Genomic DNA, 14,244 nt, shown 5'->3' with positions numbered 1-14,244 from the left:
TACCACATAATATATTGAAAGGAAGTGAATTTTAGTAGCGAGTGAATATAATAAGTTGAAATATTAATTGAAAAGATTATTGACAACTTGTAATACACTTTGGTGCTAAATAAATTATGTTAGATTTAAAATTATCAGAAATAATGTCTATGCAAAAGGAACTTCAGGAAAAATATAAAGCAAAATGGTCGCCTCTCACTGCGGAAAATGGTCGTAATTCTTTATTGTGGATGATAGAAGAAATGGGAGAAGTTGTATCAATCATAAAAAAACGTGGAGAAACTGATATCATGAATGATCACATAGTGAGAGAAGCATTTGTGGAAGAAATGGTTGATGTGATGATGTATTATAGTGATGCATTGATGTGTTATGAAATTACTCCAGAGGAATTATCTAAGGCTTTCGTAAAAAAGCACTCTAAAAATATGGGCAGAGATTTTATCCATGAGCATGAGGAATATTTACATAATAAATAACTTTTTTAGTGATATTAAATTAAAGTAACCAGTAAGCAGGGGGAAGGTGAATGAATATAGAAAAATCGTGTGGTGCTGTAGTGTATAGAAAATCAGGTGAAGATATTGAATTTTTAGCGGTAAAAAGTAAAGCAAATGGTCATTGGAGTTTCCCCAAAGGACATATGGAAAAAGGGGAGAGCGAAGAAGAAACTGCAGAGAGAGAAGTTTTTGAAGAGACGGGACTAAGTGTTGTTTTACTTGATAAATTTAGAACAAAAATAAAATATGCATTGACTGAGGAAACCCTAAAAGAAGTAATTTTTTTTATAGGAACAACATCTAGGCAACCAGTAAAAATTCAAAAGGCAGAAATTCAGGATTTTAGATGGCTAAAATATATGGACATGCTCAATTTGCTAACTTTTGAGAATACTAAAAAAATACTAATAGAAGTTAAAGATTATCTAAATGGAATAAAAAGTTTTTAGGTTTGATGATAAACCGGGAAATAGTAATTAAGCATTAAGGCACATTCAAATAAATAACAAGTCAGTATGCTAGTCTATTTTGCGTCATACTGCGTCAGCAGAACCCACCGATAGTTCCACTAGCGGCGGAACCTGCTTCCTTGTCTGACACAAAATATACCTGCATCTTTGACTTGGTATTTATTTTCATGTACCTAAAGTGATTTAATAGAAAGGGGAGAGAGAAATTGAGAATAGAAATAGTAGGCCCTACTGAAACAGAGATAATGCCTTTTATAAATAAAATATCAAATAAGAAACTTAGTGAATATGCTATGCTAAAATTTTATTCAGGAGTTTATGAAGGAGTAGAGGTGGTAGCAGTAATTTGTGGAGTATGTAAAGTTAATGCTGCCATAGCTACACAAATTTTAATTGATAAATTTGAAGTTACGCATGTTATAGTGACAGGAGTTGCAGGAGCATTAAGTAAAAAGCTTAACATTGGAGATATAGTTATTTCAAGTGACATTGCCTATCATGATGTTGCTGAAGGAATTTTAACGGAATATCATCCGTGGATGGAAGACATATATTTTAAGCCAGATGCTGAATTATTAAGAGTGTGTAAAAACGCTGCTAATTCCTTGAGGATTTCGAACGAATGCTTTACTGGAAGGATTATTACTGGGGAAGCATTTATTACACATAATGAAAGGGATGGGTTAATAGAGAAGTTCAATCCTCTATGTGTGGATATGGAAAGTGCTAGTATAGCCCATACATGTTATGTGAATAACATTCCATTTATAGTTATTCGTTCAATATCAGATGGTGCAAATGAAAATGCTTCAGAAACATTTGAAATGAATGTGGAAAGGGTAGCGCTAAATTCTATAAAGTTGGTTGAAGAGTCTATTAAAAAGCTGAAAATGGAGGAATAGAATATGTTAAACTTGGGATCTACTTATCTCATAGTAAAGGATATTAAAAAATCAGTTATGTTTTATGAAGCTTTATTGGGAATGAAGGTATCGGCACAAAATTTTGATAGATGGGCACAGTTTAATTTTAATGGAAATTGTATTGCATTATATAATCCTAAATATGATGAAGAATTAATTAATAAAGGGGAAAATCTAGATTTACATTATAACAAAGAATATCTTAAATACTGGGAAAATAAAGAAATTCAATATGGTAATAATTTTGTATTGAATTTTTATATAGATAATCTTGATGATGAATATAAAAGAATTAAAGAACTTAATATAGGAAAAGTTACTGAAATTATGTATGTAAATATTGCATCACCCTATTATCATTTTTTACTAGAAGATCCAGACGAAAACATAATTGAAATAACAGGAAATTATAGTGGAATTATATAGATAGTAAATGCAGTTTAAGCTATATTTATTTAATTAGGGACAAGCAGTAATATTAAATAATAAATTTAATTGGAGAGTAATACATGGATTATAATAAAATGTTTAATTTCTATTATTTAAATTATTTAGGATTATCAATTAAAGATTTGAAAGAAAAAAAGTTTATTTTTCAAAGTAACCAAAGAGAAAAGCCAATAAATAATTGGTATTTTCAACCTTTAATAATAACTAATATAGAAGGTGTTAATGTTTTTTCAATTTCACCAGTATTTTATAAAGAGTTTAAAGATTATATTGGGTATTTCAACAATATGGATATTGATAGAACTATCAATATATTAAAAAGGTTCTTTGATAATAAAGTCAAAAATTACACCATTAGGAAAATGTATAGAATGACTTTGGATAGTGACAATATGCCTAAAGAATATGTATTAAAAGATAATGTAGTTCAGCTTACCAAAGAAATATTAATGAATAATTTATGCACTTACAGTGATGAAGAAAAGTATAAGGTATGGTCAAGAAAACGTGAAGAGGTGAATGAGGGAAGACAATATGTAATTTTAGATGAACATAAAATTATTTCATACTGTAAGGTTTCTAACATAGATTTTGCTGGAGGAAATCTTACGGTTTTTACAAATGAAAAATATAGAAATAAAGGTTATGGGAAATTTGTAACAATTGGATCATTGAAATGGTGTTATGAAAATGATATTATTCCAATTTATTGGGTAGATGCAAAAAATACGTATTCAGTTGCTTTAGCAAAGAGTTTAGGTTTTAAGGTGAAATCTGAAGAAATAGTAGTAGGAACGTATCTTAATGAATAGTTTTAATTTGATAATAGTAAAAAATACTTCATAAGATTAGAATACATATTGCAAGGAGTGGCGTGAAATGAAATTTAATAAGTTGGATTTAATATTATATATAAAGAATGGAGATTTAAATTGGATATTATATTTAATAGCTTCATTAGTCATCTTAATTCCAATAGCTATAGTTTTTATTACTGACAATCCCTTTAGTTCATCTTTTAGTAAAATATCCATAGGCATAGCATTTATTTTTGTCATATTAGGAAAATTATTTGCACTACTTAAAAAGGAAAAAGGCGATAAAAGTATTCCTATAGATATTGGAATTATCATTGGTATTTTAATTGCATTTATCCGATGACTACCTGCCGTAACACTCCCACTTCTAACAAAGTGGGAGATAACGGCAGCTACGTCCATGGATAACGATCTCTAACCTTCAGATGGAGTAAAAACTCCATCTGAAGCTAAGAGCTCTGTTTATATCTCACGTTTTGAAGTAAATACAATGAGATAATTTATAATTAAGCTGGGTAGACAATTCAATAAATAATAACTTGAAAAGGAGATTGTTATGACAGAAAGAGAAAAAATGTTAGCAGGTCAGCTTTATGATTGTGGAGATGTAGAATTGATTACACAATGGCATAAAGCAAAAAACTTGATTAGGGAATACAATAATACTATGTCTGAGGATGCAGATACAAAAAACAATATCCTTGATCAATTGCTTGGCAGTAGAGGAAAAAATCTTTGGATTACTGTGCCTTTTTTTGTTGACTATGGAAATAATATTTATTTTGGGAATAATTGCGAAGTGAATATGAATTGTACTTTTTTAGATGATAATAAAATTATCATCGGAGACAACGCATTGATTGGGCCAAGTGTTCAGATATATACGGCATTTCATCCTCTAAATGCAAGGGAACGTTTTGGTAAGCCTAAAGAAGATGGGTCTTTTGAATTTTGTAAAACGCAAACAGCACCTGTCACTATAGGCAATAATGTTTGGATTGGCGGTGGGGCAATCATAATGCCTGGAGTAAAAATTGGAGATAATGTTGTAATAGGTGCAGGAAGTGTTGTTACAAAAGATATTCCATCTAATAAGATTGCATATGGTAATCCATGCAGAGTGGTTAGAGAAAATATTTAGAAAGACAAATAATTTTATGGATAAAAAATTAGATTGGTAAGGGAGATCCACTATCTATAAATAACATATAGTTCTTTTAAAAGGAGGATGTATGATGAAGACAGTAGTTTATTTTATTAGGCATGCTGAACCAGATTATTCTGTTCATGATGATGCTATTAGACCTTTAACAGATAAGGGTAAAAAGGATGCTTTAAAGGTTGCAGCTTATCTTAAGGATAAAGGTATAGAAGTTGCATTGTCAAGTCCATATAAAAGAGCAATAGATACAATAAAACCATTTGTTGATACAAATAATATAAATGTTGAATTAGTTGATAATTTTAGAGAAAGAAAAGTTGATAGTTGTTGGATAGAAGATTTTCATGGATTTTCTCAAAAGCAATGGGAGGACTTTAATTACAAACTATCAGATGGAGAATGTTTGCATGAGGTACAAGAACGAAACATAAAAGCATTGGAAAAGGTTTTAAAGAGGTTTTATGGGAAAGATATAGTTATAGGAACACATGGAACTGCACTAAGTACAATTATAAACTATTATGAATCTTCATATGGATATAAAGATTTTGATGAAATAAGGTTACTTACGCCGTGGGTAGTGAAATTTACTTTTGATGAAATGATATGTGTTAAAATTGAGAAGATAGATATATTAAAAGTATAATAATGTATTTTATGTGTGCGACTTCCAATTTTAAAGTTAAGTATTAAAAATGAAGCTTAAAGAAAAATATATGGTAAAACTTTTGGATTATGTAGAGCTTCTCAAAAGAAAATATAGGTTAATGATGTTATAGTAATTTGTATAGGAGATGTAAGTATGAATACAAGAACTATTATGATCTTTCCTGAATTTGAAAATATTGATGCTATTAATGATATTCGTAAAAAATATGATCCATTAGCAGATTTAGTATTGCCACATATTACTTTAGCTTTTCCCTTTGATAGTGAGTTGACTAATGAAGAACTTAATTTATATTTAAAAGAGTGTTTAAGCAACATCCAACCATTTAAAGTTGAATTAGCAGGGTTCAGTAAGCAGGAAGATAAATATGGAAATTACTTGTTTTTAAATGTAGTACAAGGTACTGAGGTAATTAAAAATATTCATGATATGTTATATAGAGATAAACTGAAGCAATTTGATGTAGGTTGTGATTATGTTCCGCATATGACAGTTGGAAAAGTATCATCTAAGGAGTTACTTGATAAAGCATTTGATGATGTGAGTAAATGTAACGATAAATTTAGTACTGTGGTCAAAAAAATATCAGTTGAAATGATTGGTGACCATGAAGAATCAATTATTATAATAGAACATCAGCTAAATTGATAAATTTCCAGTTTGCAGAGTTACAGTAATATAATTTTAGCTTAATGGGATTAGATTTATGAAAATTGTTACATATTTATTAAAGATTACATACTTAAATGTGAATAAGCTAAACAGAAATTTAAAATCTTAATGACAAATGAGGTGTAAACAATGATAAAAAAAATTTATAGGGTTGAGGAAGTAATGGATTTTGCATGGGAATTGAGTCAGAATGATTTGTATGCCAGTTATCCAAGGAGAAACTCAATAGAGGAGATTAAAAAAGAACTTGAAAGGGCCATTAATTTGGAGGAACGTAATATAATAGCCTATTATCACCAGAATGTACTATGCGGGGTTTGCGCTTATTTTTGGGAGTGTGATGAAAAATATGCACAAACAGTAGTATTCTTAATAAGAGGAGATTATGATCAAATTGCAGATGAATTTATTAGTCATATAAGTAAACAGTTGCCAGGATATGAACTATTCATAGGGGTACCCTTTACTAATAAAAATGCAAATGAATATTTTATGAGAAAGAATGTTGAACTAGTTGAATCCAGCATTGTTGCAGCACTATATAATTTAGAGTTACATGGAAATGAAAGCCATAATCAGGTAGAAAGGATTACAAATAGCAATTTTGAAGAATATGCTATGTTCCATGATAAATATGCAATGCCATCAGGAATGTACTATAATAGCAAAAATCTTCAAAAGGATATAGATTACTTTCGTATATTTGCTTTCAGACAGGATGAAGCAATACGTGGAAGTATTTTCACAAAGGCTTCAAAAGATGGAGCAAGTGTTGTTGGTTTATTTGTTGATAAGGAATATAAAAATAAGGGTATTGAGAGCATTTTAATTAATGAAACGCTGATGCAATTGTATAATGAATTTGGTTCATTAAGGGAATTTTTATATTTTATTGATGAGGACTCCCTGGATGAATTAAATGCAGCCTTGAATGCAGGATTTGAAATTAAAGAAAAGTATAGATGTTATAAATGTATACTTTAGTTCGTTGATTTCTTATATTTTGATACATGAGAAGGGTAAAACAATTTACTAAATAGTAAATTGTTATTTAAGTAAGAACTAATAGGTAAAAAGTAAGAGTTCTTGAAAAAATTCAGCAAGGCTGAATTTTCGCCACAACTATTACTTCTTAGCTATTACCTATTAATTATCTACAAGTTTCCAATTTTAAAGTTAAGTATTAAAAATAGCAATTTGTTGAGAGAAGTATGGTAACTATAAAATCAGCGGAACTATAGTATGCTAATGCAATAACTATATAAAAAGAGAGGAGAAAGACTATGGAATATGAAATTATACATTTACCAAAAGAGAAATGGAAGGGAACTATAATTCCAATAAAGTATAAAACGGATAAATATTATGATGTTATAGTAAATAAAACAGATAAAGGATTTGCTATTGAGATAGAAAAGAAAGACTTTACAAAGCCAGTAACTCATACACCAGAAGAATATGATTTTCCAGATAAGTTATATGAAGATCATTGGGAGAATGCTTATGCTTGGGGAGTGTTAGTTAATGATGAATTAATTGCTGCAATTGAAACTGATCAAGAATTATGGTCTAATCGTCTAAGAATTACAGAGCTATGGGTATCAGAAAAATATCAAAAGCAAGGAATAGGACATGCATTAATTGAAATAGCAAAGGAACAAGCAAGAAGAGAACGTCGTAGAGCTATTATACTAGAAACACAATCGTGTAATGTTAATGCAGTAGATTTTTATCAGCATGAGGGTTTTACCTTGATTGGTATGGACACTTGTTGCTATAAGAACAATGATTTACAAAGAAAAGAAGTGAGGTTAGAATTTGGATGGTTTCCAGAGGAAAAGAAAAGATTAAATCGTGAAGAAATAGAAATAAGAATGGAAACAAAGGATGATTGGTACAATGTAGAGCTAATGACACAGCATGCATTTTGGAATAAACATCATCTTGGATGTGACGAACATTACCTCGTGCACAAATTACGTCAAGATAAAGACTATCTTCCAGAGCTAAGCAGAATAGCAGTAAAGGATGGAGAGGTAATAGGATGCATAATGTATTCTAAGGCACGAGTTGTTGATGGTACAGATACACATGAAATTATAACCTTTGGACCTCTTTGCGTAGAGCCTAAATGGCAAGGTTGTGGAGTTGGTGAACTGCTATTAAGGGAAACAATGAACTTAGCTGCAAATAAAGGGTATAAAGGTATTGTAATTTTTGGAGAACCAGATTACTATCCTCGAATAGGATTTAAAACATGTGACAACTTTAATATTACCACTGCAGATGGTAAAAACTTTGATGCATTTATGGGAATTGAATTGGCAGAAGATAGTATGAAAGGCATAAAAGGAAAATTTTACGAATCTGAAGTTTTCGAAAATCTTCCAAAAGAAGAAGTGGAAAAATATAATAAAAAGTTTCCACGACTACAAAAATTAAGATTTCCAGGGCAATGGGATTAATTAACTATTAAAAAGAATTTTTTTCTGTAGCCAATTATTATAATAATTTATGTGACTATATAAGATTACAGGAGAAAAATGAGTGTGTTTTAATATGATTTAAAATTAATACTTCATGAAGAATATGAAATAAAATGGAATAAGTTTTGTAATCCTTTTACTATTGTGATGCATGCAAGATGTGAAATAATTCAGTAAATAGTAATTTTGTAGAGAAGATTATTTATAAACAGAAATTGAGAGGAGAAATAATATGTCACAAAATTATTACAAACCATGTAAAGAATTTGATGAGTGCAATGAACTGATTGAGAAATACTTCTTGACTAAACAGTATGGAAAATGCTTTGAAGGTCATCTGAAAATTGCTGAAAAGGGCTATCCATTGGCTGAATGTCAAGTTGGATATTTCTATTATGATGGACTTGGTGTTGATAAGGACTTAGAAAAATCTTTTTATTGGACAGAACGTGCTGCAAAACACGGAGATAGAGACGCTCAGAATAATCTTGCAGAGTTATTTTATGCGGAAGGCGTTGTTGTGGAAAAGGACACTGCGAAAGCCAAAGAATGGTATAAAAAGGCTGCAATTAATGGACACCCAGAAGCCTTGGAGAAGTGCCGAGCATTAGGGGTTGAAGTAGACATATAAATTTCAGTTTATTAATGAGATTATGAGCATAACACTAAGTTGATAAATTCCCAACTTGTAGGATTAAAGTAACATAATTATAGCTTAAGGGATAGCGTACCCTTCTTAAGATATAACATAATATAAGGGTCTCATTGTGAATGCATTTAAATTTTGTGTAAGAAGCCAATAGGTAGAAAAGCCAATGATATTAAAAGTATCATTGGCTTATGTTATAATGGGTTAAAGGATAAAATAGATATATAAACTATACTGATCCTAGAACCTAGAAAAAGATTAGCATCGCTACGAAATTTTTTAGGACTAGAGATTGGGGATTAGGGATTAGAATAAATTGACAGGTAGAACTTGGAAATTATGTGGGAAAGTAAGTAATTAAATTATAGGTGGTGAAAATTCATTTATGAAAAAAAGATTTAATACTACAGGAGTGTGTGTTAGTAGAAAACATTACATGGTTGATATAAGTAGTAAGCTTAAGGAAATAGAAAAATTAATGATATTGCAGAACTGTCAGAAGTAATAACGAGCTTCGTAGAAGATGCAGAAAAGGAAGTTATTTTAATCATAGATGAAGTAGATAAAAGCTCAAACAATCAATTGTTTTTAAGTTTTATAGGAATGCTTAGAAATAAATATTTATCAAGGGAAATGGGCAAAGATTATACCTTTAAATCTGTTATATTAGCTGGGGTATACGATGTAAAAAGTTTAAAACTAAAATTGAGACCAGAACAGGAATCTAAATACAATTCTCCTTGGAACATAGCAGCAGATTTTAATGTGGATATGAGCTTTTCACCAGCTGAAATTAGCACAATGCTAAAGGAATATTGTGATGAGAATAATATTTCTATGGATATAAAAGAACTTAGTGAAGAAATATACTTCTTTACAGAAGGCTACCCATTTTTAGTTGGTAGGATATGTCAAATTATAGATGAAAGAATTTATGAATTGGATAAAAAGCCTTGGAGTATATGGGATGTTCAAAAGGCTGTAAAAATAATTTTAGATGAAAAGAATACCTTATTTGATACTATGATAAAGAACTTAGAAAATAATGAAGAACTTTATGATTATATAGAAGATATAATCATAAGGGGAGTGCAGAAGACTTTTAACAAAGATAATCCACTTATAGATTTAGGAATAACTTATGGATATTTTAAAAATAGCCATGGAAAAGTTGCTATAGCTAATAAGATATTTTCAGAAAGAATGTATAATTACATGGTATCAAAGCTTGAAAATATATATAGTAAAATGGATGATTATAATTTTAAAGGTGCATTTATAGAACCAAATGGAGGACTTAATGTAGAAAAAATACTCCAAAGATTTATGCAGTTTATGAAAGAACAATATTCCTCTAAAGATCAAGAATTTATAGAACACCACGGAAGGTTATTATTTTTAGCATTTATTAAGCCAATAATAAATGGAGTTGGATTTGATTTTAAGGAAGTTCAAATTTCCGAAGAAAAGAGATTAGATATGGTTATAACCTATAATAATTTTAAATATATCATAGAAATGAAGATATGGAGAGGGCAGAAATATCATGAAGATGGAGTAAATCAGCTTTGTGATTACTTGGATATTAACTCTTTGGATAAGGGATACTTGGTTATATTTAATTTTAATAAAAATAAAGAGTTTAAAGAAGAGAGAATAAGAGTGCAAGGGAAAGATATATTTGGGGTTTATGTTTAGAAATAGTTAAAAGCATTAAAATAAGGAGTGATCAGTTATGGCCTTGGGGATTGTTCTTGCAATAGCCGCAATTATAGGCATACTCTATGGAATAACTAACAAAAATAAGGCTTTAGGAATAATCTCCGTAATTGTATTGATTATGATTATTGCTATAGGGGTATATTTTTATATTAATCCTTATTAGTTGCTTAGGCAACTGGCATCACTATAATATATATAATAAAAAATTAGTAGCTAACCAATTCGACTTGGGGCTACTATTTTTTTTGACATTTTATCAATAAGTAACACTATAAATGTTAATAGTGCTAATAAAAATAATCCTACCTGAAATAGTAACATTAAAGTACCGTTACTCATATGTATCACCTCCTTTCACAAGAAAGGTGAGTGATACCAGTAGCCCACATTCAACTATAAGTGAAACTCTAAATCTCTGATTTGGTAAGTTGAACTTACTCATTTATAATAATTCAAGTAATGTAATACTTATTGTGGGTTAATCATAATATTAATTTATATATTATGGTATAAATGTTATAATTATTATAAATGTAAAATTATTCATTTTTGATATTCAGAGAATTAAAGGTGAAGAATATCTTAGTGAATCAACTTCACCTAATGGAACATATATTGTAACCGTTTATTTGAATAATGGTGGAGCCACAACAGGTTTTGCGGTTTTAGGAACATTAAAGAATAATAAAACCAAGAAAACGGAAAATATTTATTGGCAGTACCACTGTGAAAAAGTTCATATGGAATGGATAAATAATGAGACGATAAAAATAAATGGTGTACAATTAAGAGTTAAAAATGAAATTTATGATTATAGAAGAGAATAAATGATAGGCAATTTTTTCTCTTTATTCTAAATATGAAAAAGGTGCATTGAGAGATACAATTAAAATTACAGTGTTTATAGTAGTTGAATAGGTACTGATAAAGTTAGAAAGGAGAAAGAACATGAAATTTTCAAAAAAAATTATAGTAACATTATGTATTTTTACAATAGTTATATGTGGATTTATCATAGCTCATATAAATCCGTCAATGTCCATTAGAGCACATTTATTTATATATGGACATCCAATAGGAGCATTTAGAGGAAATATAAAAACTATGGATTCTTTATATAAAGCAGATAAAGATATGCTTGATAAGGAAAATGCTATGGTTTACACTATTGAGGGTTATACTGAATATGATAGATTAACAGGCAATGTGATAAGTAATTATAAGGTTAAAAAAATGGGATTTTTATATTTTACTGAAACATATGGAGAGGGATAAATTATTAAGTTTAATATATTTAATTTTTTTATCTAATTGGCTTGAGTTATCTGGAGTACAGAGCCAAGAGCCATTTTGTTACTTTTATAGAGGATTATTTTAAATAAAAGGAGTGTTGTTATGAGGACCGAGCAGGAAATGTTTGATTTAATATTAGGTGTTGCAAATAGAGAGGAGCGAATAAGGGCTGTTTATATGAATGGTTCTAGGGCAAATCCTAATGTGAAAAAGGATATTTTTCAAGACTATGACATTGTTTATGTAGTTACTGAAACAGAGCCATTTATTCAAGATAAGGATTGGATAAATGTATTTGGGGAGCAGCTTATTTTTCAATTCCCTGATGAACTGGATAGAATGCAAGGAAAAGATATTGATTTTAAGAAGGGTTATACATATTTAATGCAGTTTACAGATGGAAATAGAATTGACTTGCATATTCAGCCTATGGAAGTATTAATAAAAGAATATGGAAAGGACAAGCTCACTGTTCCTTTGCTTGATAAAGATAATTGTTTGCCACAAATTTCAGTAGCATCTGACGAAGATTATTGGATTAAAAAGCCTACATATGGACAATATTTTAGCCGCTGTAATAACTTTTGGTGGGTGGCCCCATACTGTGCAAAGGGACTTTGGAGAGAGGAGATTCTTTTTACAATAGAAGTAATGAATAATTATGTACGACAAGAGTTACTAACCATGTTAGATTGGTACGTTGGTACTGAAACGGAATTTAAGGTAAGTATGGGAAAAGCAAGTAAAAATTTAAAAGAATATCTAGATTTAGACTTGTGGACGAAATTCATGAGTACCTTTAATATGAGGGATTATAATTCTGCGTGGAATGCATTGATTGCAACATGTGAGTTATTTATGGAGGTTGCACCTAAAGTAGGTAAAATGCTTGGGTATGAATATAATTATGATGAAGCCAAAAGAAGCTTTGCATTCATAAAACACATTAAAGAATTGCCAAGGGATGCAACAAAAATTTATTAATTAAAATACAAATTTAGTATTATCTATAGTAATTTATATGAAGGGCAAAGGCTTTCCATAGAAAATGAGATTATGAAATTAGAATTTAGTAAACATAAAACTTTATTTATATAATATGAAAATTAAAGAGGGAATGTATAAATGAGTAAAATAGCTTATTTAACCCTTGTTACTCAATCTATTATTTATTCAATTTTGTGTCATATCATAGTTAATGGTGGTAATACATTATATAGAAATTGGAAGTACGAAATGTAATCAAATGAGTATAATTCTTATTTCTTATTTAAAATATAAAAGTATTGATTGTGAAAAGAAACATCCTTAGCGTAACAGTTGGAAACTTGGAAATACTTATAAACTGCTAAAAACATTGAAAGATACCAAGTTTGATAAAGAATGCATTAAATTCTTAAATAATGGTGGTGTTATTTATGGAGGTTCTGCTGGAGCTATCATATTTGGAAAAACAATTGATTCTGCAAAACATGCAGATAAGAACATTGTTAATTTAAAAGACTCAAAAGGTTTAAATTTTTTAAACAATAAAGATGTTTGGTGTCATTATAAAGAAACAGATGATGAACTTATTGATTGCTATAATAATGAATTATACATTCTATATGAGGAATCAGGAATTATTATTGATGGGGAAGATGTCAAAGAAATAGGAAAAAAATATAAAATAAAGTTGTTATGATTTGTAGGGACGGTTAAGTAGAATCTATATAAATTTAAGGGATAAAAATTATTAAATACCTCAAATTTATGTTAAAAATTTTGGAGGATATTATGAATAATTTAATTATTCGAGAATGTGTATATAAAGATTTAGATTATATAATAGCTTTACAACAGCAATGGGCTAAAGAAGAGATAACTTATGGATTTGTTGCTGCTGATAAAGATTATTTAGAAAGTAAACTGGGAAAATATTTTTTTGTGGCTGAGTTAAATAAGAGGATTGTAGGATTTGTTTACGGTACAGTTCATAAATCGCAAAATATGGCTGTAATGGATAATGGACAATTTTATATTGAAATAGATGATATTTATGTGTCTTTTGAAAATAGAGGTTTTAATATAGGTACAATTTTATTAGATAAAATATTAGAAATTGCTAAAGAAAATGGAGTTAAAAGATCTTTAATTTATTCTTCCACAAAAGACATGGAAAGTATTATTAAATTTTATAAAAAGCATGATTATAAAACTTGGTGTATTCAAATGTTTATGTAGAGTAGTAATAATTATAACGCATAGTGCTGTAATTATGTGCTTACAATGTTATATAACCAATACTCCTTTTAATGAAATGATGAGATTTAAAACGGATAATACTTCAATTATAGAAATAAATAGTGAGTTGTTAGTGTACTTACAATAAATGGAACTTTTAACTAAGCTAAAAGATAGTTGTTTTTTAGTTGCTAAACTAAAATAAT

20 protein-coding genes and 1 pseudogene are annotated in these 14,244 nt (G+C 29.2%); 20 read left to right on the top strand and 1 reads right to left on the bottom strand.

Features of this window, described 5'->3' with window-relative positions:
* Positions 1–116: 116 nt before the first annotated feature.
* The 14 genes from C1715_RS18500 (at position 117) to C1715_RS19590 (ending at position 10,685) form a co-directional block, all read left to right on the top strand.
* The gene (locus tag C1715_RS18500) at positions 117–479 is read left to right on the top strand and encodes a nucleotide pyrophosphohydrolase (RefSeq protein ID WP_102401806.1); all 363 of its coding nucleotides are present in this window, start codon (positions 117–119) and stop codon (positions 477–479) included.
* A gap of 50 nt (positions 480–529) precedes the next feature.
* Entirely contained in the window at positions 530–949 is a 420-nt protein-coding gene (locus tag C1715_RS18495; RefSeq protein ID WP_102401805.1) for a bis(5'-nucleosyl)-tetraphosphatase, read from the top strand.
* A gap of 227 nt (positions 950–1,176) precedes the next feature.
* Positions 1,177–1,872 (top strand): 5'-methylthioadenosine/adenosylhomocysteine nucleosidase, encoded by a 696-nt coding sequence (locus tag C1715_RS18490; protein WP_102401804.1) that lies wholly within the window; start codon positions 1,177–1,179, stop codon positions 1,870–1,872.
* A gap of 3 nt (positions 1,873–1,875) precedes the next feature.
* A complete protein-coding gene (locus tag C1715_RS18485; protein WP_102401803.1) occupies positions 1,876–2,319 on the top strand; it encodes a VOC family protein in 444 nt (147 codons plus the stop codon).
* Between the two features lie 83 nt (positions 2,320–2,402).
* Positions 2,403–3,155 (top strand): GNAT family N-acetyltransferase, encoded by a 753-nt coding sequence (locus C1715_RS18480; protein WP_035294594.1) that lies wholly within the window; start codon positions 2,403–2,405, stop codon positions 3,153–3,155.
* Positions 3,156–3,222: 67 nt separating this feature from the next.
* Positions 3,223–3,504, top strand: a complete 282-nt coding sequence (locus tag C1715_RS18475) for a histidine kinase (protein WP_102401802.1) — start codon at positions 3,223–3,225, stop codon at positions 3,502–3,504.
* 213 nt (positions 3,505–3,717) lie between these two features.
* On the top strand, positions 3,718–4,302 hold the full coding sequence (locus C1715_RS18470; RefSeq protein WP_102401801.1) for a sugar O-acetyltransferase: 585 nt from the start codon (positions 3,718–3,720) through the stop codon (positions 4,300–4,302).
* 94 nt (positions 4,303–4,396) lie between these two features.
* Positions 4,397–4,969, top strand: a complete 573-nt coding sequence (locus tag C1715_RS18465) for a histidine phosphatase family protein (RefSeq protein WP_102401800.1) — start codon at positions 4,397–4,399, stop codon at positions 4,967–4,969.
* Positions 4,970–5,125: 156 nt separating this feature from the next.
* Positions 5,126–5,641: a 2'-5' RNA ligase family protein gene (locus tag C1715_RS18460; RefSeq protein WP_102401799.1), complete on the top strand. Its 516-nt coding sequence runs from the start codon at positions 5,126–5,128 to the stop codon at positions 5,639–5,641.
* 153 nt (positions 5,642–5,794) lie between these two features.
* Complete coding sequence (locus tag C1715_RS18455; protein ID WP_102401798.1) at positions 5,795–6,649, top strand: hypothetical protein; 855 nt, start codon at positions 5,795–5,797, stop codon at positions 6,647–6,649.
* Positions 6,650–6,948: 299 nt separating this feature from the next.
* On the top strand, positions 6,949–8,130 hold the full coding sequence (locus C1715_RS19925; protein ID WP_242972000.1) for a GNAT family N-acetyltransferase: 1,182 nt from the start codon (positions 6,949–6,951) through the stop codon (positions 8,128–8,130).
* Between the two features lie 253 nt (positions 8,131–8,383).
* Complete coding sequence (locus tag C1715_RS18440; protein WP_051931987.1) at positions 8,384–8,782, top strand: tetratricopeptide repeat protein; 399 nt, start codon at positions 8,384–8,386, stop codon at positions 8,780–8,782.
* A gap of 600 nt (positions 8,783–9,382) precedes the next feature.
* Positions 9,383–10,498: a GxxExxY protein gene (locus C1715_RS18435; RefSeq protein ID WP_479724088.1), complete on the top strand. Its 1,116-nt coding sequence runs from the start codon at positions 9,383–9,385 to the stop codon at positions 10,496–10,498.
* Positions 10,499–10,535: 37 nt separating this feature from the next.
* Positions 10,536–10,685, top strand: a complete 150-nt coding sequence (locus C1715_RS19590; RefSeq protein ID WP_180964147.1) for a hypothetical protein — start codon at positions 10,536–10,538, stop codon at positions 10,683–10,685.
* A 50-nt stretch (positions 10,686–10,735) separates the two neighbouring features.
* On the opposite strand, the gene C1715_RS18430 is transcribed toward C1715_RS19590, so the two are convergent.
* Positions 10,736–10,861, bottom strand: a complete 126-nt coding sequence (locus tag C1715_RS18430) for a putative holin-like toxin (RefSeq protein ID WP_102401797.1) — start codon at positions 10,859–10,861, stop codon at positions 10,736–10,738.
* A 158-nt stretch (positions 10,862–11,019) separates the two neighbouring features.
* Between C1715_RS18430 and C1715_RS18425 the strand changes: the two genes are divergently transcribed.
* The 6 genes and pseudogenes from C1715_RS18425 to C1715_RS20155 all read left to right on the top strand — a co-directional run bounded on the left by C1715_RS18425 (position 11,020) and on the right by C1715_RS20155 (position 14,186).
* Positions 11,020–11,349: a DUF5412 family protein gene (locus tag C1715_RS18425; RefSeq protein ID WP_180964172.1), complete on the top strand. Its 330-nt coding sequence runs from the start codon at positions 11,020–11,022 to the stop codon at positions 11,347–11,349.
* Between the two features lie 121 nt (positions 11,350–11,470).
* On the top strand, positions 11,471–11,797 hold the full coding sequence (locus C1715_RS18420; RefSeq protein WP_102401796.1) for a hypothetical protein: 327 nt from the start codon (positions 11,471–11,473) through the stop codon (positions 11,795–11,797).
* 120 nt (positions 11,798–11,917) lie between these two features.
* Positions 11,918–12,799, top strand: coding sequence for an aminoglycoside 6-adenylyltransferase (locus tag C1715_RS18415; protein WP_102401795.1), 882 nt, complete (start codon positions 11,918–11,920; stop codon positions 12,797–12,799).
* Positions 12,800–13,157: 358 nt separating this feature from the next.
* Positions 13,158–13,499, top strand: a pseudogene (locus C1715_RS18410) (Type 1 glutamine amidotransferase-like domain-containing protein); the annotation flags it as partial.
* Between the two features lie 92 nt (positions 13,500–13,591).
* A complete protein-coding gene (locus tag C1715_RS18405) occupies positions 13,592–14,038 on the top strand; it encodes a GNAT family N-acetyltransferase (protein WP_180964145.1) in 447 nt (148 codons plus the stop codon).
* Positions 14,001–14,186 (top strand): histidine phosphatase family protein, encoded by a 186-nt coding sequence (locus tag C1715_RS20155; protein WP_146005414.1) that lies wholly within the window; start codon positions 14,001–14,003, stop codon positions 14,184–14,186. The genes C1715_RS18405 and C1715_RS20155 overlap by 38 nt, the downstream gene beginning before the upstream one ends.
* The last annotated feature ends 58 nt before the right edge of the window (positions 14,187–14,244 follow it).

The sequence above is a fragment of the Haloimpatiens massiliensis genome (assembly GCF_900184255.1).
GTDB lineage: Bacteria > Bacillota > Clostridia > Clostridiales > Clostridiaceae > Haloimpatiens > Haloimpatiens massiliensis.
This window is presented reverse-complemented; position numbering and strand designations above follow the sequence as displayed.